The organism is Paenibacillus pectinilyticus (genome assembly GCF_001700435.1).
Lineage (GTDB): Bacteria > Bacillota > Bacilli > Paenibacillales > NBRC-103111 > Paenibacillus_E > Paenibacillus_E pectinilyticus.
This window is the reverse complement of the sequence record NZ_LYPC01000010.1, coordinates 92,048-114,703: the sequence shown is the minus strand read 5'-3', so window position 1 is coordinate 114,703 and position 22,656 is coordinate 92,048. Positions and strand designations below refer to the sequence as shown.

23 protein-coding genes are annotated in these 22,656 nt (G+C 46.2%); 11 read left to right on the top strand and 12 right to left on the bottom strand.

What is annotated here, in order from left to right:
- The first annotated feature begins 19 nt into the window (after positions 1-19).
- Both lipA and A8709_RS03120 read left to right on the top strand, forming a co-directional pair.
- On the top strand, positions 20-967 hold the full coding sequence (gene lipA, locus A8709_RS03125; protein WP_084224643.1) for a lipoyl synthase: 948 nt from the start codon (positions 20-22) through the stop codon (positions 965-967).
- Between the two features lie 40 nt (positions 968-1,007).
- Positions 1,008-1,328 (top strand): YutD family protein, encoded by a 321-nt coding sequence (locus A8709_RS03120; RefSeq protein ID WP_065850742.1) that lies wholly within the window; start codon positions 1,008-1,010, stop codon positions 1,326-1,328.
- A gap of 65 nt (positions 1,329-1,393) precedes the next feature.
- On the opposite strand, the gene A8709_RS03115 is transcribed toward A8709_RS03120, so the two are convergent.
- From A8709_RS03115 to ylbJ, 4 genes are all read right to left on the bottom strand, one after another.
- Complete coding sequence (locus A8709_RS03115; RefSeq protein WP_065850741.1) at positions 1,394-2,206, bottom strand: NAD kinase; 813 nt, start codon at positions 2,204-2,206, stop codon at positions 1,394-1,396.
- Between the two features lie 82 nt (positions 2,207-2,288).
- Positions 2,289-2,960 carry a flagellar brake protein gene (locus tag A8709_RS03110; protein ID WP_065850740.1) on the bottom strand — a complete coding sequence of 224 codons (672 nt, stop codon included), beginning with the start codon at positions 2,958-2,960 and terminating at the stop codon, positions 2,289-2,291.
- Between the two features lie 134 nt (positions 2,961-3,094).
- Positions 3,095-5,644 (bottom strand): alpha-glucan family phosphorylase, encoded by a 2,550-nt coding sequence (glgP, locus tag A8709_RS03105; protein ID WP_065850867.1) that lies wholly within the window; start codon positions 5,642-5,644, stop codon positions 3,095-3,097.
- A 46-nt stretch (positions 5,645-5,690) separates the two neighbouring features.
- A complete protein-coding gene (ylbJ, locus tag A8709_RS03100; RefSeq protein WP_065850739.1) occupies positions 5,691-6,929 on the bottom strand; it encodes a sporulation integral membrane protein YlbJ in 1,239 nt (412 codons plus the stop codon).
- Between the two features lie 325 nt (positions 6,930-7,254).
- On the opposite strand from ylbJ, the gene A8709_RS03095 reads away from it, so the two are divergent.
- Together A8709_RS03095 and A8709_RS03090 are read left to right on the top strand one after the other, a co-directional pair.
- Positions 7,255-7,647, top strand: a complete 393-nt coding sequence (locus tag A8709_RS03095) for a globin domain-containing protein (protein ID WP_065850738.1) — start codon at positions 7,255-7,257, stop codon at positions 7,645-7,647.
- A gap of 51 nt (positions 7,648-7,698) precedes the next feature.
- Positions 7,699-8,400, top strand: a complete 702-nt coding sequence (locus tag A8709_RS03090; protein ID WP_065850737.1) for a DUF2225 domain-containing protein — start codon at positions 7,699-7,701, stop codon at positions 8,398-8,400.
- 66 nt (positions 8,401-8,466) lie between these two features.
- Here A8709_RS03090 and A8709_RS03085 read toward each other — a convergent pair whose 3' ends face one another.
- Genes A8709_RS03085 through A8709_RS03080 form a run of 3 tightly spaced genes read right to left on the bottom strand, consistent with a single transcriptional unit; the run spans position 8,467 to position 10,018 of the window.
- A complete protein-coding gene (locus tag A8709_RS03085) occupies positions 8,467-9,576 on the bottom strand; it encodes a GGDEF domain-containing protein (protein ID WP_065850736.1) in 1,110 nt (369 codons plus the stop codon).
- Positions 9,577-9,603: 27 nt separating this feature from the next.
- Positions 9,604-9,849 carry a hypothetical protein gene (locus A8709_RS33475; protein ID WP_084224625.1) on the bottom strand — a complete coding sequence of 82 codons (246 nt, stop codon included), beginning with the start codon at positions 9,847-9,849 and terminating at the stop codon, positions 9,604-9,606.
- Between the two features lie 4 nt (positions 9,850-9,853).
- Positions 9,854-10,018, bottom strand: a complete 165-nt coding sequence (locus A8709_RS03080; RefSeq protein WP_065850735.1) for a YycC family protein — start codon at positions 10,016-10,018, stop codon at positions 9,854-9,856.
- 146 nt (positions 10,019-10,164) lie between these two features.
- Between A8709_RS03080 and A8709_RS03075 the strand changes: the two genes are divergently transcribed.
- Positions 10,165-11,982, top strand: coding sequence for a M3 family oligoendopeptidase (locus A8709_RS03075; protein ID WP_244163077.1), 1,818 nt, complete (start codon positions 10,165-10,167; stop codon positions 11,980-11,982).
- A 118-nt stretch (positions 11,983-12,100) separates the two neighbouring features.
- Here the strand turns inward: A8709_RS03075 and A8709_RS03070 are convergent, their stop codons facing one another.
- Positions 12,101-13,360 (bottom strand): methyl-accepting chemotaxis protein, encoded by a 1,260-nt coding sequence (locus tag A8709_RS03070; protein WP_065850734.1) that lies wholly within the window; start codon positions 13,358-13,360, stop codon positions 12,101-12,103.
- A 329-nt stretch (positions 13,361-13,689) separates the two neighbouring features.
- Here A8709_RS03070 and A8709_RS03065 point away from each other — a divergent pair, with 329 nt between their 5' ends.
- Entirely contained in the window at positions 13,690-14,043 is a 354-nt protein-coding gene (locus tag A8709_RS03065) for an O-methyltransferase (RefSeq protein WP_208607632.1), read from the top strand.
- A gap of 36 nt (positions 14,044-14,079) precedes the next feature.
- Here A8709_RS03065 and A8709_RS03060 read toward each other — a convergent pair whose 3' ends face one another.
- From A8709_RS03060 to A8709_RS03050, 3 genes are read right to left on the bottom strand one after another with little or no spacing between them, the layout of a single operon-like run.
- Positions 14,080-14,910, bottom strand: a complete 831-nt coding sequence (locus A8709_RS03060; RefSeq protein ID WP_065850732.1) for an ABC transporter ATP-binding protein — start codon at positions 14,908-14,910, stop codon at positions 14,080-14,082.
- A gap of 37 nt (positions 14,911-14,947) precedes the next feature.
- A complete protein-coding gene (locus A8709_RS03055; RefSeq protein WP_065850731.1) occupies positions 14,948-15,997 on the bottom strand; it encodes a FecCD family ABC transporter permease in 1,050 nt (349 codons plus the stop codon).
- Positions 15,994-17,016 (bottom strand): FecCD family ABC transporter permease, encoded by a 1,023-nt coding sequence (locus A8709_RS03050; RefSeq protein ID WP_065850730.1) that lies wholly within the window; start codon positions 17,014-17,016, stop codon positions 15,994-15,996. The genes A8709_RS03055 and A8709_RS03050 overlap by 4 nt, the downstream gene beginning before the upstream one ends.
- Before the next feature lie 187 nt (positions 17,017-17,203).
- Between A8709_RS03050 and A8709_RS03045 the strand changes: the two genes are divergently transcribed.
- The gene (locus tag A8709_RS03045; RefSeq protein ID WP_065850729.1) at positions 17,204-18,199 is read left to right on the top strand and encodes an ABC transporter substrate-binding protein; all 996 of its coding nucleotides are present in this window, start codon (positions 17,204-17,206) and stop codon (positions 18,197-18,199) included.
- A 70-nt stretch (positions 18,200-18,269) separates the two neighbouring features.
- On the opposite strand, the gene A8709_RS03040 is transcribed toward A8709_RS03045, so the two are convergent.
- Positions 18,270-18,506, bottom strand: coding sequence for an alpha/beta-type small acid-soluble spore protein (locus A8709_RS03040; protein ID WP_056613391.1), 237 nt, complete (start codon positions 18,504-18,506; stop codon positions 18,270-18,272).
- 156 nt (positions 18,507-18,662) lie between these two features.
- Here A8709_RS03040 and A8709_RS03035 point away from each other — a divergent pair, with 156 nt between their 5' ends.
- The 4 genes from A8709_RS03035 (at position 18,663) to A8709_RS03020 (ending at position 22,648) form a co-directional block, all read left to right on the top strand.
- Complete coding sequence (locus A8709_RS03035; RefSeq protein WP_065850728.1) at positions 18,663-19,160, top strand: hypothetical protein; 498 nt, start codon at positions 18,663-18,665, stop codon at positions 19,158-19,160.
- A gap of 1 nt (position 19,161) precedes the next feature.
- A complete protein-coding gene (rnhA, locus tag A8709_RS03030; RefSeq protein WP_065850727.1) occupies positions 19,162-19,809 on the top strand; it encodes a ribonuclease H in 648 nt (215 codons plus the stop codon).
- A 164-nt stretch (positions 19,810-19,973) separates the two neighbouring features.
- Entirely contained in the window at positions 19,974-21,062 is a 1,089-nt protein-coding gene (locus A8709_RS03025; RefSeq protein WP_065850726.1) for a sugar ABC transporter substrate-binding protein, read from the top strand.
- A 68-nt stretch (positions 21,063-21,130) separates the two neighbouring features.
- On the top strand, positions 21,131-22,648 hold the full coding sequence (locus A8709_RS03020) for a sugar ABC transporter ATP-binding protein (protein ID WP_065850725.1): 1,518 nt from the start codon (positions 21,131-21,133) through the stop codon (positions 22,646-22,648).
- Positions 22,649-22,656 lie beyond the last annotated feature (8 nt).

The following is a 22,656-nucleotide window of genomic DNA, read 5'->3' as shown; positions in this document are numbered from 1 at the left end:
ATCACAACTGACCCCCAAAGTGGATTGTTTTGTCAGTCATTCATGTTATAATAACATCATTGAGAAACCAAATAAAAAGGCGGGAAAGACAGTGCCTAGAAAAGTACTAGAGAGAAAACCAGATTGGTTAAAGATCAATCTTAAAACGGATGAGAATTTCAAAGAAATCAAGTCCATGATGCGTTCCAAAACGTTGCATACGGTTTGTGAAGAAGCCAAATGTCCGAATATCCATGAATGTTGGGCGAATCGGACAGCGACTTTTATGATATTAGGTGATATTTGTACGCGTGCTTGCCGTTTCTGTGCAGTTAAAACAGGTCTCCCAACGGAGCTTGATCTAGAAGAGCCAGAACGTGTTGCGGATGCTGCGTTACAAATGGGACTCCGCCACTGTGTTGTTACTTCTGTGGCGCGCGATGATCTGGCAGATGGCGGCGCGAGGATCTTCGCTGAGACGATCAAAGCGATTCGGCGCAAGCTGCCGATGTGTACGGTCGAAGTGCTGATTCCTGACTTCTTGGGTCGAGAAGAGTCACTGGCTACCGTGCTTGCAGCAAAGCCTGATATTCTGAATCACAATATGGAAACGGTTGAGCGGATGTCTGACCGTGTGCGTTCCAAAGCTAAATATTCTCGTTCGCTGGAGTTGCTGCAGCGTTCGAAAAAGATCGCACCGAACATCCCAACGAAATCCAGTGTCATGATTGGTGTAGGGGAAGAGTGGGACGAGTTGCTTCAAACGATGGAAGACTTGCGTAAGGTTGACTGTGATATCATGACGATCGGTCAATATTTACAGCCTTCCACAACACACTTGTCTGTGGCTAAATACTACACACCTGAACAGTTCGCTTTGCTGAAGGAAGAAGGCATGAAACGCGGCTTCAAACATGTGGAATCGGGGCCTTTGGTACGCAGCTCCTATCACGCCCACGAACAGGTGAAAGCAGCTTCTAATGTCTAGAACTATGAACGGATCATAGAAAGGAGAGCTTCCTACCACCATGATTCATATCGCAAATAAAACATATGAGCTCGTCACCGATCACAAAAATGGTTGGAATTTCGAAGTATTCAAAGAACGCTTCAGCGAAGTGCTGGAGCGATATGATTATATTGTCGGCGATTGGGGCTACAGTCAGTTAAGGTTAAGAGGATTTTTCAAAGAAATCCATCCGAAAGCGACGAAAGAATCATCCATCGCGGCACTCCAAGATTACCTGAATGAGTACTGCAATTTCGGCTGTGCGTATTTCATTATCGAGAAAGTTAATGCACCGAAGCAGCAAACACCAGCGGAAGTGATTAGTTCAACAACGGTCTAATCGCTTTATCCAAAAAAACGCCATCTGAACTCCAAAAAAGGAGAGCGGATGGCGTTTTCTTATATTTATTTGACTTCAAGACCAACGAACGCTTCGCGGACGCGATTCCAGAAAGGAAACGAACGAAACCGTGCGAATTTCACTTTCACATTGGGTGCTACTCGGCAGCGAATGGAAACGACATCTGCACGTTGCATATATTTATGATCCAAGGACAGCAGCATATTCTGCTGCGCTTTTGGATAAATGTCGCAGTGATGATGCTTCGGCAAAATCATTGACGAACCTAACGTACGGTACACGCGATTGTTAATCGACGCGATTTCGGCAATTTGGATGGCTTCCAATGATGGATGGACCATGGCGCCGCCTAAGCTCTTGTTATAAGCCGTGCTTCCTGCGGGTGAGGAGATACATATGCCATCTCCGCGGAACATTTCGAACATTTCGTTGTTGACGTCAAGTCTAGCGACGAGTGACACTTCAATGCCTCGAATCGTAAATTCGTTGAGTGCCAGATGCGTTTCAACACCCTTGTCCGTTGTGATTTCAATCTCGACAACAGGGTACTGCACGACTTGCAGCTCCTCGTGCGTCTTCACGCTGAACATGAGCGAAGCTAAATGATCGAGCTCCTTAGGTTTCCAATCCGCGAAAAAGCCAAGGTGGCCCGTATGGATCCCGACGAATGCAATGTGGTCTAATTGGTCGACATATTTATGAAAAGCTTGCAGCATCGTGCCGTCTCCGCCGATGGACAAAACGATATCGGGATTGACTTCATCCCTTGGCATACTGTGCTGAGCGGCGAGAGTGTGGAACCGTTCGGTCAGCTCCTTGGAGATGTCATCGCCTCGTTCAATGACGTTGTATTTCAATCTTGTTCCTCCTAAGAGTTTTCGTGGAAAACCTTCTTTATAAGCATGCGCTGAGGTTGGTCAGCGTCCGCTTTCACGTTCATTAAAAATTGGAGCAGTACGCATCTATTTCTTGGAGAATGGACTCAGGCGTGTGCTGAAATTCAGCAGCGATCCGATAGAAGTCATTGCTAAAATGCGTAACCCTGACAATTTCACCATAGACAGTAATCGGTTGTGAGAAATTCGGAAGTATGAAGCTGAACTCCAGAATCAATGGGTAGAATAGTCGGTTGGATGTAACAAATGACAAACCGCCTGCGCTGATATCGAGAAGTTGTCCAGTAAAAGCGACACCTTTCTGTACAGATAAACTTCTTATGCCAGCTACACGTAATGTGATTGGTGTACGCAAGGTCAGTTTAGCTCGCGGATAGCGTCTGTTTTGATGCTGAAACACTTCTTCAGGAAGAGATAAGGTCAAATAGCAGATCGTCTTCTTCAGTTCAAGCTGAATCAAATCGACATATGCATAATATAAAAGGGGACCGTCTTTAAATGAAAACTCGACGAATGAAACATGTTCAAGTTTGTCGAAAGGGTAGAGCCCCAACTGTTCCAGACAAACCGTTATCGAATCTTCACCTATTTTGTCGATGGCAAAGTTATCTTCAAAACAGAAAGGCTGGCCATCTTTACACTCACCAACAATGATAATATGACAATCCTGATTGGGAGAGATGGGTGCCAATTCTAGTACCTTATTCCATTCCATAGCATCACCAAGTCGTTAGATTTACATGCACATCTGCCTACACATCCAGTAAATTCTCTTCTCATCATAATTTATATATGACAATAAGAAAAGCCCCAAACGGGGCTTTATCAGCGGTTTTCGGATTTTTTTTGTTAAGACAAGGTGCTCGTAACTAACGAAAGTTCAAAGGAGTGAGCGAAGTTGGTTGAGATGGGTCGAACGCGAATGGAGAAGTGGGGTCCATGGATCAGATGAGAGGGAATCGTCGCTTGAAAGCTCTGTGTTTGATCGAGCAGCTCCCCAATCGGCGTCATGAGGATCATTTTTTGCTCCCAAGATTCGTCATTTTCTTCATAATAAATGACTTCTACTGCCGTATCCTGCGGCCAAATCGGACCGAATTGTATTTGCGCTGTAATCTCTTTCGTTGAGGGAGCGATTTCATCTAAAGGGACTTCAGATGTTGATTTATCCGAGTGATCATCGATGCTTATGATTCGGACTTGATGCCAATTGCTGCGAATGAATTGCTTGTAATCAGCTACTTTGGTAGCTACATCGTAGTGATCGGCAACGAAGAGACGCGCTCGTTTGGCCGTTGGTAAATAAGTGAGATTCGTATAATCCTGCACCATCCGATGTGTATTATAGACGGGACTTAGCGTTTGCACAGAGCGCTTCATGCGCTGAATCCACTGATGAGGAAGATCGCCTTGATTGTAGTAAAGCGGAATAATCTCATTCTCTAGAAGGTGATAAATCGCTTTCGTATTTTCTTTCTCCTGTGCTGCCCAATCTGCAGCGCCGGTCGTTCCGATGGCCCAGCCATTCGAACCGTTGTAGCCTTCCTCCCACCAGCCATCTAGTACGCTGAAGTTAAGTACACCATTCATAGCGGCTTTCTGTCCGCTGGTACCGCTTGCTTCAAGGGGCCTGCGCGGGTTATTTAACCACACATCAACACCTTGCACGAGATAGCGCGCCATATGGATATCATAATTTTCGAGAATCACAATTTTACCGAGGAACTCCTTCAACTGCGAAATCCGATAGATTTCTCGTATTATATCTTGACCTGGGTAGTCCGCAGGGTGCGCCTTGCCGGCAAAAATAAATTGGACCGGACGGTCCGGATCATTAATTATTTTACGGAGCCGATATAAATCATTGAAAATGAGATTGGCCCTTTTGTAAGTGGCAAATCGCCTAGCGAACCCAATGGTTAATGCCTTTGGATTCAAATAGTTTCGAACCTCTTCGATCCGTTCTTCGGACTCTCCGTTTCGCTTGCGCTGTTCCATGAGGCTATGGCGTGCGTGACGCACTAAATCCTCTTTCAGTTGCTGATGCACCTTCCAAATGGATTCGTCAGGAATAACCTCGACTTGTGCCCATTGATGGTGATTGGATTGCTCTGCTCGCCAGGTTCCTGGCAGGAACCGATCGAATAGCTCCTTCCACGCTGGCGCCGTCCATGTATCTAAATGTACACCGTTGGTAATGGAGCCTATGGGCACTTCACTTGCATCGATATGCCCATGAAATTCTTTGAACATTTCGCGTGAGACTTGCCCGTGCAACTTGCTGACCCCATTGCGAAGCCCCGCGGTATTCATGGCAAGATGCGTCATATTGAATTGCCCTGACTTATGATCAAGCCCTAAAGCAATGATGCTTTGCTTGTGCTTAGGAATTTCGCTGAATAAGGGACCGAGATAATGTTCAATCATCCCGACAGAGAACGTATCATGACCCGCGGGTACCGGCGTATGGGTCGTGAATACCGTAGCTGAACGGACCGTTTCTACCGCAACGTGAAAGGAGAGGCCTAAGTGCAGTAATTCCTTCAATCGTTCTAGGGTAAGGAAGGCGGCGTGCCCTTCATTGATATGATACACATTCGGATAGATACCCAGTGCTCGGAGGGTCTTGACGCCGCCGATGCCAAGCACGATTTCTTGGGCGATGCGCGTATCTTGATTGCCGCCATACAGCTGCGAAGTTAGCGTTTTGTCTTCTTCATCATTAGCCGCATGATCGGAATCAAGCAAATACACCAGGTTCCGTCCTACGGTGACTGCCCAAATATTCAGGTGGATCGTGCGGCCGGGTACATCTATCGAAACCGTTAGTTGCTGGTCATTTTGCATGACAGGGCGAATCGGTAATTGGTTAAAATCATACGGAAACAGTTCACTTTGTTGGCTACCGGAGGCATCAATCTTTTGCGTAAAATAGCCTTTCTTATAAAGAAGGCCGATGCCAGCAAGCGGTATCCCTAAATCACTGGAGGACTTGATGTGATCACCAGCGAGAATGCCCAGCCCCCCTGAGTAAATCGGCAGTGATTCGTGGAATCCAAACTCCGCTGAGAAATAGGCAATTTGCACAAAATCTTCTTGGGGATGATTAGTCTGATACCACGCAGGATCGTTCATATACATATCGAATCTCGACATCACTTGTTGGTAGCGTTCTAGGAATGCACTGTTCTGACTTAAGGCTTGCAGATCTGGTGTATCTAGATTTTGAAGCAGACGCACAGGATTATGACCGGAGGATTTCCATTTCACAGGGTCCATACTTTCAAAAAGCTGCAGCGCATCTTGGTTCCAACTGAACCATAGATTGAATGCCAGCTCGTTTAAACGCTCAATCGGTGAAGGCACATGTATCGCCTCGTGGGGGACGGTTGCTAACATATCTGAGTGTTCTCTCCCTTTATATACATGATCGTAGTTACCCATATTATCTTGTTCCACCAACCTTTTCATACACCAGTTTAAGTAAGGAATATGCAAGGAATAGGCCTATGATGACTGTAAAAGCGAGGGCAATGACCATCGCACTCAGGGGTACAAGCAGCTTGATATAGCTCATAATGGGTGTCGCGGTATCATATAGAGGCTTGAATACAGCCTGAGGGCTTCGGAATCGCTGCATAGGGTCCCAAATCAGGAGAACAATAACAGCAGAGAGTATAGCATGAATGAAACGGGCAAAAAGAAAAGGAAGATAGCGCATATTCGTATGGCTTAATAAGCTGACAACTTGGGCATGTACAGAAAGTCCGCCCCAAGAGAGGATGAAGGCACCGATTGCCACTTTACTGGCAAGGGCTAGATCGGCGGGAGCGCCACCGGCGGCTTTGGCCCCGAGCGTTACTTCGAACAACCCATTCATAACGGCTTGCGAGAGCTCATGCGGTAATCCTGTAATGGTCAACACGGATGTGATTAATACATAGAACACATTCATCACTTGAGCGGATGTAAGGATCGTTAGAACGACGGAGAAGAAAACAACCAGTCCGCCAACGACGAAAATTAATCGGAAGGAGTTCAAAATGGCGTCGCTTAACAATGTTCCTAAGGGTCTGCCATCTAAATTTCTTGCTTTATGCATCGTTATAAAAGCCTGCTTCCATACGGAGCCTTTTTCTTTCGGCGGCTGAGGTGTAGGGATGCTTTTCCTGCCATGAAACCGCATGAGCAGGCCGATTAAGAACGAGCCTCCATAATGGGCAACGGCTAAGATTAGCGCTAGGGACGCGTCGTGGAAAAAGCCGATCGACACTGCTCCGATCAGAAAGATCGGATCGGAACTTGTCGTGAAGGCTACGAGCCGCTCACCTTCTTCACGATTCACCAGCTTCTGGTCCCAGAGCTGGGAAGTCAGCTTTGCGCTGACTGGGTAGCCAGCAGCGAAGCCCATAGCCAGCACGAAGCCGCCGATGCCAGGAATACGGAAGACAGGGCGCATCATGGGATCCAGGAGTGTACCGAAGAAATGAACAATTCCGAAGCCCAGCAGAATTTCGGATATGACAAAGAAGGGGAATAGGGCTGGGAACAGCACATCCCACCAAATAGAAACGCCACGAACAGCTGCTTGAAACCCGTCATGGGGGAACAGGACTAAGCATATAATAATGGCAACAATCACGAACGAGATGAGTAGCGCAGGGGTGAAGTCACGTTTGGGCATAGACGGTGGATACCTCCTCTTATTCCACTATATGAACAAGCCCATCTATACATGCCGTCCCGAATTTCTGGAGTTAGCAGTTGCGTCCGAGTAGGACTGTACTGCCGTTTATTTTGGTGCTTGGGACTGTTCAGTCCCTCTTTTTATGGTAAAATAGAACTAGTAAGTTTCAAATCCTATACATCGGGAGTGATTCAAATGACAGGTGTCATTGCCGGCTTGATTGTCTGTATGTTCGTGTTTGTCATTCGGGAAACGCTCATGCACGCAGGGGATGAGGATTTAGAGAACTATTGAACAACAATAGAATTGCGAGGTTTATGGCATGTCAGGGAATGAGAATAGAACGTTATACGAATTACTGGGAGGTGCGGAAACGCTTAGCCGTTTAGTAGAAGCCTTCTACTCGAAAGTACAGCAGGAGCCGTTACTTTCGCCGCTTTTCCCCCAAAATATAGGTCCGGTTATAGAGAGACAGACGATGTTTTTGACCCAATTTTTCGGAGGGCCGACACTGTACTCTGATCGCCATGGACATCCCATGATGCGTGCTCGTCATATGCCTTTTCCAATTACCAAAGAACGTGCGGATGCTTGGTTAGGATGCATGTCGGAGGCCATGGTTGAAGTGGGCTTACCGGAAGATCTGAAGGCATTTTTAATAGAACGACTAAGAGGTTCTGCCTATCATTTCGTGAACACACCAGAGGAAGAATAGTCCGTTCTTCCTACTGACTACATACAATCTTAGGAAAAGGCGGGAATTTAAGTGGTCGAGCCCTTATATGAGATTTCAGTGACTTGCACCTATTGTACGAATACGTATAAATCGAAAAAAGTTCGACCAAGCTTCAAAAAAGCTACGAAGTCAGATTCGGATTTCTGCCTGCATTACAATGAAATTAATCCAGACTACTACGTCGTTCGGATTTGCCCATTTTGCGGGTATGCACATACGGAGAATTTCTCGGAAAGCTGGAGTCCGGCCCAGAGAGCTGTGTTCCAAGAGAAAGTAGCGCTGAACTGGTCGATGCGTGATTATTGCAGAGAACGGACATGGGAAGATTCGCTGCATTGCTTCAAACTAGCACTCCTGTGTGCGCAGATTAAGAATGAGAAATCGCGCGTAGTTGCAGGTCTCTTACATCACTTGGCTTGGTTGTACCGGAGCAAAGGGGACAAGGAACAAGAAGAACGGTTTCTCTCCTTCGCGTTGGATGCGTATGTGAACGTATTCGAAACCGAAGGCATGGATTTGAATAATGCGAGGCTCATGTATTTAATGGGCGAGTTGAACCGTAGATTGAAACGCTTTCCGGATGCGATTAAATGGTTTTCGAGAATCATTAACGATCGCAAGATTATGGATGCCGGCATGATTAGAGCCAGTCGTGAGCAATGGATAACAACGCGTGAGGATATGCTCGCCCTGCGCTTGGAATTGCCAGATGAAATGAAGCAAGCAACCTAATCGTTAAATGAGTAGGCTGAAACGAAAATGAACGCTAACCATGACCCAGGGAACGACGGGGATCGGTTAAGCGTTCATTTTTTGTTCATCTAGGTAGGTGTGGCCATAGAGCGTTGGTTGGTTTTTGCCATTATGCTTAGATTGATAGAGCGCAAGATCTGCTTCAGAGATCAGTGTTCTCAGATCAACCAGAGAGGTTTGGGCTGTCGAGATGCCAATGGATATGGTAATAGGAGCAGCTTCCAGGCCATTCTTTTTATAAAGGAATAAATCGGCAATGGATGTACATAACGTCTGACCATAGTGGAGAATACGGCTAGGATCTGTCTCCGAACTGAGCAGAATGAATTCTTCTCCGCCATATCTGGCTAAGTAATCGTGTTCATCAATGAGTTGACGTAAAACGGAACTAACCTCTTGGAGCAGCTGATCGCCTTCCAAATGTCCAAATCGATCGTTAAATAATTTGAAATTATCGAGATCGATCATCATGATTGACACTTTCCGTTTGTGAAGGGCGCCTTGGGCAATTGGCATAAAGCTTCTTAAATTAGGCAGCTTCGTTAAGCTATCTTGATTGGCTTGTAGTTCAAGCCTTCGCTGCAGCCGCCAGCTTTTGTTCTCGTCATTCACCATAATAATGATCATGACGAGCGTGATGAATGTAATCACAAATATAAACAGTTGATCGAGTGAATACGTCCATGTCAAACCCTTGGTCAGGATGCCTTGTGTAATTAGGTGCAGCAGGAAGACGAATACACATATTTGCAGGGCATGTCGAATAGGAATGTCCAAGAAACCGTTGCGATATTCTTTGTTGTGGAAGAAAGAACTAATGAATGCCGGAGCAATGAGGTCTTGTGCGATGATGTACCAGGCATGATTTTCTTGTAAGTAGAGACCCAGACCTGCAGGCAGTATCGTTGATAAGAGAGCGACAGGCAAACCATATCGCAATCCTGCCATGAAGATCGGGAGAGAACGCAGATCGATTAAACCAAAAGACTCCGGCAAGGGAACCAGCATCATGATGATACTGGCTAGACCTGTGAGAACCGGAGCAAGCAGGTGTTCGTGGGAATCGATCAACATCTTACTGTGCGCCTTAATGGCCAAATAGTTTAAGGTCACTAAGGTACATGCGCTTGTCAAAGGAATGAGGTACTCATTCATAAAGGTTAATTGGCTCCTTGCAATGAACTACGAGTTAAGTTTATTTCGTACCGCGGTATCTGCTAATAAATAATCACGATCCGTATCAATAAGTGTCAGTTTATTATGACAGCAAGGAAAGACGAGAAGCTTCTTTTTACCTTCATGTATGGATGTGAGTTCATGAATTTTGAGCGGCAGCAGTACATTAGGGCTCAGACAAAAGGGACATTGGGCCACATAAACGTCCTTCATAATAATGTCGTAAGGCCACGTATTAGCAAAAGGAATCAATGTTCTACTTCGTTTCCGGTTCGCTGTTTTCCGAAGTGGAATTTTTGGCGAGTTCGGCTAATTTCTGCAAAAGAATGTGTTGTGGCATATGCATGAGATGTTCTAAAGGTACTTTCAGCTGCTCAGCTAGCTTGACGGCAGTTTCCGGAGATATTTGTAACGGTTTCATAAAAAATAATCACCCATCCTGTTCCAATTTAGTCCGAAGGAACTATACATAATTGAATCATACTTTTTAGCTAGAAGCAATGAGGAAGATGAGGATAGTTGGCGATTAGGTAGTGGATATGATTTAATTAAAAGTGGAAAGGATAGGTGATCGCATTGTTAACATTACCTCTCAATCAAACATGGAATCTTGAAACTTTTTTCCCTGGAGGAAGTGATTCTCCGGCATTCGCAGCCCATCTGAAGAAGCTTCAGGAATCGATTGCAGCTTTTCAAGAGCAAGTACATAAGACGGCATCGCCACAACGTGTAGAGGATACCTCAGCCCTGGCACAGCTAATCGAGCTGCTCCAGCACAATGTCATGCATATTCATGAGGCGGATTCGTTCGTTGGATGCTTGCAAGCAGATAATCAGAAGGATAAGAAAGCGCCTGTGCTAAGCGGACAAGTCAAAAGCTTATATGCCGAGCATTTATCCTCTCTCACGCATTTTGATCAAATTCTGACTGGGGTTCCGGATCAGGTTTGGGCGGAAGTGCTGAAGCAAGAACCATTCAAGTCTATCGCTTTCTCGTTGGATGAACGCCGCTCGTTAGCGAATGAAAAGCTGCCTCCGGAGCAAGAAGCGCTAATTAATGATTTGGCCGTAGACGGCTATCATGGGTGGAGCGACTTGTATAATTCGACCGTTGGTCAATTCACAATGGCAGTTGAAGTAGATGGCAAGCAGGTTGATCTATCAGCAGGTCAAGCTTTTAATAAGCTGCATACGGAGAATCGTGAAGAACGTTTGGACTTGTTCGAGAGGTGGGAACAGGCTTGGACGGATAAAGAAGAATACTGTGCAGAAGCACTCAATCACTTGGCCGGTTTCCGTCTTCAGGTGTATAAGGCTAGAGGCTGGAAGAGCATACATAAAGAGCCCTTGGCGATCAATCGGATGGAAGAAAAAACATTGAACGTCATGTGGGACGTGATTGATCGTAATAAAGGCATTTTCGTTGATTATCTAAATCGCAAAGCAAAGCTGCTTGGCGTCGATAAGCTTGCTTGGGTTGATGTAGATGCGCCGCTTGGCGATTCTTCGAAGAAGATTTCCTATGACGAGGGTGCAAGTTTAATTATTGATCAATTCAAGCGGTTCAGTCCTAAGCTGGCTGCTTTCTCTGAGGATGCTTTCGAGAAACGCTGGATTGAAGCGGAGGATCGCCCTGGAAAGCGTCCAGGCGGCTTCTGTACCTCGTTCCCGCTAGCAGGTGAGACGCGTATCTTCATGACCTATGGCGGGACGCTGAATAACGTGTCTACGCTGGCTCATGAGCTGGGGCATGGCTACCATCAGCATGTGATGACGGATATGCCAGCACTTGCACAAGAGTATGCGATGAACGTTGCCGAGACGGCATCTACCTTCGCGGAGATGATCGTAGCGGATGCTGTGGTGAAGAGCGCGTCCACGGATGATGAGCGAATTGTATTGCTGGAGGATAAAATCCAGCGGGCGATCGCGTTCTTCATGAACATTCATGCGCGATTTATTTTCGAGACCAATTTCTATGCGGAACGCAGTCAAGGATTGGTCAGTGTGGAGCGCTTGAATGAGCTGATGGTGGATGCGCAAAAACTGGCATACAAAGATGCATTAAGCAGCTACCATCCGCATTTCTGGGCAGCGAAGCTGCATTTCTATGCGACGGATGTACCTTTCTACAATTTCCCGTACACATTCGGGTACATGTTCAGCGCAGGTATTTATGCCAGAGCGGTACAGGAAGGTGCCAGCTTCGAAGACAAGTATATCTCCTTGCTAAGAGATACGGGCAGTATGAACGTGGAAGAGCTTGCTCAGAAGCATCTAGGCGTGGATTTGACCGAGCCAGATTTCTGGCAAAGTGCTGTTGACATGGCTGCACAGGACGTGAAGCAGTTCATGGAGCTGACGGAAGCGAAGGTTCGCGTATAAGCGAGCTTGTGCACTTCACGGGCTCAGGTGATCAGTAGAGCCCATTAAGGGCGGCATAGTGGATATGAATGCACAACCCCCTGAGGCCAAGACCTCAGGGGGTTGTTTGTTCTATGTATTAAAGTTTGAATATCTGGATCGTTTGTTGCAATTGCGTAACCACGCGTGTCATTTCTTCTGCTTGGGTAACGATACCTTGTACCGTGTTAATTTGTTCATTCATCGAAGCCGAAACCTCTTGCGTGCCAGCCGCGGATTCTTCCGTGATCGCGGAAATGTTTTCCATAGCAGCAGCAATTTGTCCAGAGCTCTGCAGCATGCTTTCGCTTTCTTCCGCGAAGCGAGTAATCTCTTCCGAAATAAATCCAACGCTGCCAACAATCTCAGCAAATACGATTTCGGTCTGATCGATGAGGACGGTTTGTTTCTTAACGACATCCTCATTCACTTGAATGCTGCGAATCGCATCCTTAATACCTTGCTCAATGCTCTTGACGAATCCGAAAACTTCGCGTGTAAGTGAAGTGGATTCTTCAGCTAGCTTACGCACTTCCTGTGCGACAATCGCAAAGCCGCGTCCGTGTTCACCAGCTCGAGCGGCTTCAATGGAGGCGTTGAGGGACAATAGGTTGGTTTGCTCAGCAATCTCAGAAATGGAACGCGTAACATTCGTAATACCTGCTGCTTGGCGGGCAAGCATATCGATCGTATCAGATACTTGACGTGTAACTTCCACATTTCGTTTCATACCTACGCCTTGGCTTTCAACAGACGTGCGTCCCTTCTCAACGAGGGTCATCATGAGGTCGGAACGGTTTTTCATTTCTTTGGCCGATCCGGCATAGTTCACGATCTTCACTTCAATATCTTTGGAGGTAATGGATACGCCCGAAATCTCTTCGGAAATTTGTCCTGCACCAGCAGCTAGCTCATGGGCCGAAATGCTCACTTGCTCTAGGACTGTGCGGAAGCTTTCATTCTTCACATAGATATCACGGCTTGTTTGGAAAACTTGCTTCGAAATAGAACCGGTATCGCGTAAAATATCGCGAAGCTTATCAATCATTTTATTAAAGGATTGGCCGAGTTGACCAAGGGAATCATCCGAAGTAATCGCTACCTTCTGAGAGAAGTCACCTTTGGAGATGTTAAGTGCAATGCGGGAGATCCCGTCAATTGGCTCTGTAAGCTGCCCTTCAAACCAACGAATGAACGGATAGCTGCCAGCGAGGATAATAATTAGGAAAACAATACCAAGTAAGCGGTTCCAGTCTGAGGCAAATGTGACAATCATCATGAAAAGTGAATTTAAACCAATGAGTGCAAAACAACCAAGTTGTAGTTTCTTTCTAAACGATAAGGATGATAGTTGTTCCATTCAGACCGACTCCTCTGCAAAATTTGTCTACCACATAGGAAAGTATACATTTTCGGTAATCGAAAACGGCTTGCATGTTGGCGATATTCAAAAATTATATCATTGAACTTGGAAACATTCTACAGTTTTTCGACAACAATCGCTCGATAATTACAATAAAATTGGGATTTATATAAAGTGAATATAAAGAAAATAGCGAATTATTCAAATATTGGAAATTTACTGTTGAATTATGTAAATCCTATAGGTATAATAGGTCTACAGTCACATTATTAACATAATTAGTAAATAATTTTAATTTAAGGAGGAATAAGATTATTTTGGAAAATATGACTTTGGCAAAACAAATTGATGTAGTATTTCGGAAGCTTAAGGATGAGCTTTCACATGTGAGTTCTGGTACGGTATTCGTTCACATCCGTAACAATGAGATTGGTAAATTTGGCATTAAGCATTTGCCGTTCGAAAGCTTAGATGGGGTACTGCCAGCGGTTTGGAGTGCGGGGCTTTCGGAGTTGCAATATCAATCCTTCCGTCAAATGGCGATTGAATCCCTTAAACGTAAGAAAAGCTGGACGCATGGCGAAATCATGTTTGATTTTACAGTAAGGAAGAATATCATTTCACTTAGCGTCATGTTCGAGAGTAACTATAATATGGCTTCTTATGCACGTACGATTTAGCACTTATACCTCTTATACCGATGAAGGCAACCCCGATCACAATTGTGATTGGGGTTGTTTGTTCAGTAAATTGCGACCCTTGCCGTAAGGGATGCACATGGGCGTACCAAAGATCGGATCTGTCGTCACTTCGCTCTCCATATCAAACACATCTCGCAGCAATTGGGCATTCACGATGTCTTCCGGTTTTCCTTCCGCGTACACGGAACCGCGCTTGATACTGACGATATGGTGTGCATAGCGGCAAGCTAGATTGATGTCATGGAGCACCATCACGATCGTGCGCTGCTCTTGTTCGTTCAGTTCGAATAATAAATCGAGCACCTCGATTTGGTGGGTTAAATCCAGATACGTAGTCGGCTCATCCAACAGCAAAGTAGGTGTGTCCTGAGCCAAGGTCATGGCGATCCAAGCGCGTTGGCGTTGGCCGCCGGAGAGCGAGTCTACGGTGCGATCGCCGAACTCAAGCATATTCGTTAGCTCGAGTGCACGCATCACCTTGCTTTCATCCTCAGCGGACCATTGCTGCAGCCAGCTCTGATAAGGATAGCGGCCCTGCTTGACGAGCTGCCTGACGGTGAGCCCTTCGGGCGCTGTGGGCCCTTGCGGCAGGATAGCCATCCGTCTAGCGACTTCTTTTGTAGAAAGCTTGGCGATTTCATGGCTGTCTAAAAGAATGCTTCCCGAAGTCGGCTTCATGAGCCGGGCAAGCGAACGAAGTAAGGTGGATTTCCCACAGCCGTTACTGCCGATAAAGACCGTTATTTTACCCTTCGGAATTTGTAAATGTAAACTTTGGAAAATGGTTGTGTCCCCGTATGTTAATTGAAGTGATTGGGCTTCGAGTGCCTTGTCTGAGGTAGTCATGAGCTCGTTCTCCTTTATTTAGGTAGAAAATGCGGGGTTATCCGCGATTTCTACTGCGATATAGCACGTAGATGAAGATAGGGGCGCCGATAGCTGCTGTGAAGACGCCTGCTGGAATGTCATGGGGCTTGAACAGGGACCGACCAACTAAGTCTGCAAAGAGCAGAAGCAGCGAACCCGTAAGCGCCGAAACAGGAATCAGGGCACCAAAACTAGGACCAACCAGTTTCCGAGAGATATGTGGCGCCATGAGGCCGATGAAGTTAATAGCACCGCCGAACGCGACAGCAGCCCCGGACAGGGCAACACTGAGCATGATCAAGAGGAAACGCTGACGTTGAACCCGACTTCCCACACTCTGGGCGATATCCTCTCCCAAGGACTGAACCGTGATATGCCGCGCATAGATGAAAATGATGGGTATCAAAACAATAACCCAAGGAAGCAAGGGATAGACCGCTTTGGTCCAGGATACCCCGTAAATGCTGCCCGTCATGAAAGTAAGTGATTGCTGGGCGAGCACAATGGGGCCAGTGAGCATCATCAGATAGGATAACGCACTCATCGCAGCAGTGAGCCCCGTTCCAATAAGAACAAGCCGCAAGGGTGTAATGCCATTTTTCCAAGACAGGATATAAACGAATAAGGTTGCAAGGAATGCGCCTAGAATAGCCGCTACGGGCAGCCAATGAATGCTGAGCTCATCCGAGAAAAAGAAGAAGAAAGCCACTGCGCCTAAAGTAGCGCCTCCTGTTGTGCCAATCGTATCTGGGGAGGTTAACGGGTTACGTACAATCCCTTGTAGAATGGCACCTGAAACTCCTAAAGATGCGCCAATCAAGACGGCGATAATGACACGTGGTAAGCGCAGCGTCCGAACAATCATTGTACTGGGACCTTCCCCATGGCCAAATACGGCTCGAATGACATCAAATGGTTTGATCGTAATACTGCCGATCCCTGTGCTCACAATCATCATCAAGATAACGGCGATGAAGAGGGCTAGTATAATCATGATCGCTTTCTTGCTTACTAGAAATGAAAAGCTTTTACTTCGAATTGTGAGATCGCGCTCGGAAGCTCTCATTTGAGCAGCCCTCCTTTACGTGCAATGTAGACAAAGAATGGAACGCCGAGAATCGCGGTCATCACACCAACGTGGACTTCCTTTGGCATGATAATGAAACGGGCTCCGATGTCTGCGCCAACAAGTAGAATGCCACCAAGTACAGCGGAATAAGGAATGACCCAACGATAATCAATGCCTACGAGGAAACGCACGATATGAGGAATCATCAGCCCGATGAATACAATAGGCCCCGCAACTGAAACCGATCCGCCAGCAAGGATGACAATAATGATCGCGGTGATAAGTTTTATGTAGACTGTGTTTTGCCCCAACCCTTTGGCGATATCATCGCCCATGGCCAAGACGTTAATGTGGGGCGATAAAAGTAAAGCGCCGATAATGGCAACGACCATATAAGGATACACAGCTTGGAGCATGGCCATCGTCCGTCCTTCAACAGAACCAACCAGCCAATATAAGACTTGCTCGAAAGCTTTACCGTTACCAAGTAAGATCCCCTGTGTAAGTGAAGCGAAAAATGCGGTCATAGCAGAACCTGCAAGTGTGATCTTCATAGGTGTTAAGCCATCACGGCCAAGGGAACCGAGTCCATAGACGAGAACGGAACTGATTGCCGCACCTAGAAAAGCGATCCAAGTATATTGAATAAGGCTGGATACATTAAAAAAACTAACCGCCAAAACTATGGCAAAAGCTGCTCCTGAATTGATGCCAAAAATACTCGGGGAAGCCAGTGGATTCCGTGTCATGGCTTGCATTAATGCGCCAGCGACCGCAAGAGCACCGCCAACTAGTGCAGCAATTAATGCCCTCGGTATACGAACAGTTTGAATAATAATAAAATCATTAGAAGTTTGATTAGAAGAGTCAAAGGATGAAACGACTTGATCCCACGTATAGGAATGGAGACCGAAACGGACACTGCTGATCATGAGTGCGAGAAGAACACAGACGGCAACTAGTAATCCTAAGCCTTTATAATAGTGAGAGCGACGTTCAATAGATGAAGATTTCATGATGGTTACCTGCTTCCCTTCCTACATTTCCTGCTTTGTATAGTTTAAAGATTCATGTAGTTGAAGTCAACGATTATGAGAATCATTATCAAATAAGTTGACAAATCGTGACGAATTCTAGTACTATATTTCAAGAGAATGAGAATCGTTATCATATTATAGACAACTAAGGGGGAACATCATCATCATGTTTAGTAAAAAAAGTCGCAGATCAGGAAGAGCTTGGGCTCTTATTTCATGTTTATTTGTATTGAGTATTATCGTAACTGCTTGTGGAGATAAGCCAGCAGCTGAAACTGCCGCATCCAAAGCGCCGCAAGAAACAGCCAAATCGGATGCTCCGCGTACGATTAAGCACGCAATGGGAGAAACCGTCGTGCCTGCGAATCCGAAGCGTGTCGTTATTTTGACGAACGAAGGTACGGAAGCTTTACTTGCACTTGGCATTAAGCCAGTTGGTGCAGTTGAATCCTTCTACGGTAACCCTTGGTTTGATCACTTCAAAGCGGACATGCAAGGTGTAACAACAGTGGGTGTGGAAGGGCAGCCGAATCTAGAAGTGATTGCTTCACTTAAACCAGATTTGATTATTGGGAACAAGCTTCGTCAAGAGAAAGTCTATGAGCAATTAAAAGCGATAGCGCCGACTGTTTTCTCCGAAACTTTGCGTGGTGAATGGAAAAACAACTTCAGCCTTTATGCGAATACACTAAACAAAAAAGCCGAAGGCGACAAAGTTATCGCTGATTTCGATAAACGAATTGAAGATTTCAAATCTAAAGCTGGAGATAAGCTGAAGGAAAAGATTGCTGTTGTTCGGTTTATGGGCGGTAAATCTCGTTACTATTATGGTGACATGTTCTCAGGCGTTATTTTCAAACAACTTGGATTTGCACGTTCGGATGCGAAGAGTGATGAGAAGTCTTTCGAAGACATTACCAAAGAACGTCTAACGGAATTAGACAATGCGGATCGCGTGTTCTACTTCACGTATGAAATTGGTGATGGTAAAGGGAATAAGCAAGAGCAAGAGTGGATGAACGACCCGCTTTGGAAAAATTTAAAAGTGGTGAAAGAAAATAAAGTTATGAAAGTCAATGATGCCACTTGGAATACTGGCGGCGGTGTGAGATCAGCCAATATCATGCTGGATGACTTATACAAAATATACGACATTAAATAAGTAAAAAAGGGCTTTCACCGAGTATCTACCCGGGAGAAGGCCCTTTTGATGCTTAAGTATAGGTGAATCATTATCTGCTGAATTTGTTGCTAGTACCAGCAAGTTGTTGTTCAGCAATTTGAACGAGACGACGCGTAATGCTGCCTCCGATAGATCCTGTGTCATAAGACGTCATATAACCATAGTAGCCATCTTGAGGAATTTGGATGCCCAATTCTTGAGCAACTTCATACTTCAATTGGTCTAGGGCTGATGAAGCTTGAGGAACTACTAAGGAGTTACTGCTGCGAGATTGTCCTGTAGCCATCTGATATCACCTCCAGTAATAGGTAGTATAAACAATTTTGTTAATATTACTCATTTAAAAATTGGTAATTTTCTCCTTTCGTTTTTATCTTAAAAGCAGGCGTGTTTCGATTTTGTTATAATGGAAAAATGAAAGTCGGGAGAGCGGGGAGAAATCATGTTTGAACTAGCGATTAAGGGCTGGTCCCTGGATAAAGATTTACAAATCATTCAAGCCGATGTCCATATGTCTGTAGAAGATAGTGTTATCATCGAAGAACCATTATGCATTGATGTAGGCTTACCAGCCTTACTGTATAGTGCGCTGCATGATACAGCTCCGAATCGCTTTGCACCTGCGGATGAGTGGGAGAAGATGCCGTTTTTCGTATGCGGATGCGGCGATCCAGAGTGCAGAGGATTCTCATTCGTTGTCCATCATGAAGCGGATGAACATATCCAGCTCTCCTATGTGGAAGAGCGTACCAACGGCACGTACCGCGAACTTGAAACCCATGTGATACCAAGCCAAGAATATCGCAAACAAATTGCAGATATTGGGGAGACGTATCTACGGTTTATTGCTGATTTGGATTACCGCCCTTATTTCGGGAACACGGTAAAGGTCGTTGAAGAGCTTGTTGAGCAAATACATCTTACATTACGGAGTGAATAATATGGCTGCAGCGAAATTTTATGTCGTTTGGGTTGGGCACAAGCCTGGTGTTTACCGTTCATGGGCAGAATGCCAGGCACAGACCAATGGGTACCCGCAAGCGAAGTTTAAGTCCTATGAATCCGAAGGTGAAGCACGTCAGGCATTGGAAAAGGGCTGGCAGAAGTCACTGAATTTCACGGGGAAAGGGACCGGTGGATCAGGGAGTGTCAAGAAGTCGGCGACACCAGAATCAGCACCAGAAGTCGATTACGATAGTATTTCTGTGGATGTAGGCTGCTCAGGAAATCCTGGTATTGTCGAGTACAAAGGTGTGGATACGCGAACAGGCGAAATTATTTTCTATCAAGGCCCGATATCCAAAGGAACGAATAATCTTGGCGAGTTCTTAGCCATTGTACATGGACTTGCTTACCTGCAGAAAAAAGGGAGTAAACAAACCATCTACACGGATTCGGTCACAGCGCTAAGCTGGATTCGGAAGAAAGAAGTATCGACGAATTTAGTTCGAGATGCATCCACGGCCGAGATATGGACCTTAGTGGATCGCGCATTGAAATGGCTGCATACGAATTCGTACTCCAATAAAATCGTGAAATGGGATACAAAAAAATGGGGCGAAATTAAGGCTGATTTTGGCAGGAAATAAGTAGAGTTAGTTGGCATGTAAAATGTTGTCGGAAAATCTAAAAATGTTATTGACGGAAGTCCCCTCCAATGCTAGTATAATGTAATTCCTACTGGATAACTTGGTATAATAATCCGATGAAGATAGTAGGGAATATAGAGAGAGTATGATCGGGAGGGAAATTCATGAAAAGAACCAAATTACTTAACGTTTTCATTAGTTTATCTTTAGTAGGAAGTGTGCTGGCTGCTTGCGGACAAAAAAATAGTGCAAGCGAAACAGCCTCACCTGCAGCAAGTGCATCTGCAGCTGCGAGTGCAACGAACTTATCTGGTAAGAAAATCGCACTTGTTATGCAATTCAATACAGGAACGTTTTCTTCACAGTATGTTGAAGGTGTCAAAGAACAAGTTGAGAAACTTGGCGGTAAGGTTACGGTTTTCGTAGCGGATACGGATTTGGCGAAAATGGCATCTAACTTAGATGCAGCGATTAACCAGAAATTTGATGGGATCCTTATCGATCATGGTACAGCGGAAGCACTTGAAGCTGGTGTGAAGAAAGCGGTAGAGAAGAAAATTCCTGTTGTTAGCTTTGACTCGATCCTAACGGTTCCGAATGTAACATCTTTGGAACAAGGCGATCAAAAAATGGCAGATGCAACGCTTGAGCAGCTAGCTAAAGATGCTGGCGGCAAAGGGAACATCGTTAAAGTATGGGTAGCTGGCTTCGCACCAATGGAGCGCAGACAACTGGCTTACCAAGCTTTTCAAAAGAAATATCCAGACATTAAAGAAATAGCCGCTTTCGGAACAGCGAAAGATCCGGCCTTAGATACACAAACGCAAATGGAAGCTATTTTGAAGAAGTACCCGAACAAAGGTGATATCACAGCAGTTTGGACAGCATGGGATGAGTTCGCTAAAGGTGCTTCCCGCGCAATTCAGCAAGCTGGACGTACGGAAATCAAGGTATATGGTATTGACTTAAGCGATGAAGATTTGCAGCTTCTGCAAGATCCGAAAAGCCCTTGGGTAGCATCATCTGCCGTAGATCCGAAAGATATCGGTCGTGTCCAAGTTCGTTACCTGTATCAGAAGCTGCATGGCGATCAAACGCCTGAGAAAGTGGTATTGGAGCCAGTGTATGTATCCAGAGACCAACTTCCTAAAGACAAACAAATCAACACTACGCAGCTTAGCGAGTACGTAAAAGGCTGGGGCGGAAGCCAACAAGGCTATACGGACTGGATGAAAGCAGCAGAAAAAAAATAAGGTTTTCTATAAAGTCCCATCGCTCTTATGCGGTGGGACTTTCAGATTGAGAAGTGAGGTGGTAAAAGATGCCGATTGAACAGGCTGCTTTGCCTTCATTATTGCAAATGAAGGGCATTACGAAATCCTTCCCTGGTGTGAAGGCGCTCCAAGAAGTGGATTTTGACCTACGTTCGGGTGAAATTCATGCTTTGCTCGGGGCTAATGGTGCAGGTAAAAGCACCTTGATGAAAATTTTATCCGGTGCTTATACGCACGATGCAGGGCTTCTTTCCATCAATAATCAACCGTTGGTCATTCGTGCACCCAAGGATGCTATGGATCAAGGTGTGTATTGTGTCTATCAAGAGGTGGATACGGCCTTAGTACCGGAATTGACAGTTACGGAAAATATCATGATCGATAAGCTCGTTCAAGGCGAGGCCTGGGTGAGTTGGCGCAAGCTGCACAAGGAAGCTGAAGCGATTTTGGCGAAAATTGGTGCGACGTTCTCTGTGCGGAGCAAGCTGGATGAGCTGAGCATTTCACAGAAGCAGCTCGTGTTGATTGCCAGAGCGATGGCACATAAAGCGAAGATCATTATCTTCGACGAGCCGACGGCGCCGCTCAGCTTGGAAGAGTCTGAACGGCTGTTCCGCATTATGGACAGCCTGAAGCAAGAGGGAGTGGGCATCATCTTCATCTCCCATCGGTTGCAAGAAGTGTTCCGTGTCGCGGACCGGATTACGATAATGCGTGACGGCCGCCATGTGCTTACGCAGGCGGCCACAACCATGGACATCGCCTCCGTTATCGAGGCGATGCTCGGTAAAACCTTCACCGAGGAGTTCCCGAAAGCCAATGTACCCATTGGCGATACGCTCCTCGAGGTGAAGGGCTTGCGCCGCGGCACCAAGGTGCGCGACGTCTCTTTTGACCTCCGCCGAGGGGAAATCCTCGGGGTGGTCGGTTTAGTCGGCGCCGGCAAAACGGAGTTAAGCCGGCTAATCTTTGGCGCCGACGCCGCGGACGGCGGCGAGGTGTGGTTGAACGGGCGTAAACTCGTGCTGCGCCAGCCGGAGGATGCCGTGCGCGCGGGCATCGCGCTCGTGCCGGAGGAGCGCCGCAAGCAGGGCGTCCTCGTGGAAGAGACCGTGAAGCGCAATCTGTCGCTGCCGATTTTGCGCAAGCTGAGCAGGCTCGGCTTCGTGAAGCGCAGCGAGGAGACTGCACACGCCGCTAAGATGGTCGGGCAGCTAGGCGTACAGCCAGGCGATCCCAACCGCACGGTGAAGCATCTAAGCGGCGGGAATCAGCAGAAGGTGGCTGTAGGCAAATGGCTGCCGACCAACGCCGACGTGTACATGTTCGATGAGCCGACCAAAGGGGTCGACGTCGGTGCCAAGAGCGATATTTATCGCTTAATTGGTACGCTGGCTTCGGAAGGTAAAGGAATTATTTATTTATCATGTGAATTGAATGAAATTATTGGAATTGCTGATCGCATCATCGTAATGAGTTATGGGTCTGTCGTGAAGGAGCTGTCCCGCGCGGAAGCGACGCAGGATCTCATTTTAACGTATGCGAGCGCGGGGGAGGCTGAATAGATTGAATA

Bases quoted from the DNA above. Each gene is read 5' to 3' on its own strand.
- A8709_RS03065 (WP_208607632.1), top strand. From the start codon at position 13,690: ATGACTTTGGCAAAACAAATTGATGTAGTATTTCGGAAGCTTAAGGAT.
- A8709_RS03045 (WP_065850729.1), top strand. From the start codon at position 17,204: ATGTTTAGTAAAAAAAGTCGCAGATCAGGAAGAGCTTGGGCTCTTATT.
- A8709_RS03110 (WP_065850740.1), bottom strand. From the start codon at position 2,960: ATGGAATGGAATAAGGTACTAGAATTGGCACCCATCTCTCCCAATCAG.
- A8709_RS03080 (WP_065850735.1), bottom strand. From the start codon at position 10,018: ATGAAACCGTTACAAATATCTCCGGAAACTGCCGTCAAGCTAGCTGAG.
- A8709_RS03120 (WP_065850742.1), top strand. From the start codon at position 1,008: ATGATTCATATCGCAAATAAAACATATGAGCTCGTCACCGATCACAAA.
- A8709_RS03020 (WP_065850725.1), top strand. From the start codon at position 21,131: ATGCCGATTGAACAGGCTGCTTTGCCTTCATTATTGCAAATGAAGGGC.
- A8709_RS03025 (WP_065850726.1), top strand. From the start codon at position 19,974: ATGAAAAGAACCAAATTACTTAACGTTTTCATTAGTTTATCTTTAGTA.
- A8709_RS03035 (WP_065850728.1), top strand. From the start codon at position 18,663: ATGTTTGAACTAGCGATTAAGGGCTGGTCCCTGGATAAAGATTTACAA.
- ylbJ (WP_065850739.1), bottom strand. From the start codon at position 6,929: ATGCCCAAACGTGACTTCACCCCTGCGCTACTCATCTCGTTCGTGATT.
- A8709_RS03060 (WP_065850732.1), bottom strand. From the start codon at position 14,910: ATGACTACCTCAGACAAGGCACTCGAAGCCCAATCACTTCAATTAACA.
- A8709_RS03055 (WP_065850731.1), bottom strand. From the start codon at position 15,997: ATGAGAGCTTCCGAGCGCGATCTCACAATTCGAAGTAAAAGCTTTTCA.
- A8709_RS03040 (WP_056613391.1), bottom strand. From the start codon at position 18,506: ATGGCTACAGGACAATCTCGCAGCAGTAACTCCTTAGTAGTTCCTCAA.
- A8709_RS03095 (WP_065850738.1), top strand. From the start codon at position 7,255: ATGTCAGGGAATGAGAATAGAACGTTATACGAATTACTGGGAGGTGCG.
- A8709_RS03085 (WP_065850736.1), bottom strand. From the start codon at position 9,576: ATGAATGAGTACCTCATTCCTTTGACAAGCGCATGTACCTTAGTGACC.
- A8709_RS03070 (WP_065850734.1), bottom strand. From the start codon at position 13,360: ATGGAACAACTATCATCCTTATCGTTTAGAAAGAAACTACAACTTGGT.
- A8709_RS03050 (WP_065850730.1), bottom strand. From the start codon at position 17,016: ATGAAATCTTCATCTATTGAACGTCGCTCTCACTATTATAAAGGCTTA.
- glgP (WP_065850867.1), bottom strand. From the start codon at position 5,644: ATGTTAGCAACCGTCCCCCACGAGGCGATACATGTGCCTTCACCGATT.
- rnhA (WP_065850727.1), top strand. From the start codon at position 19,162: ATGGCTGCAGCGAAATTTTATGTCGTTTGGGTTGGGCACAAGCCTGGT.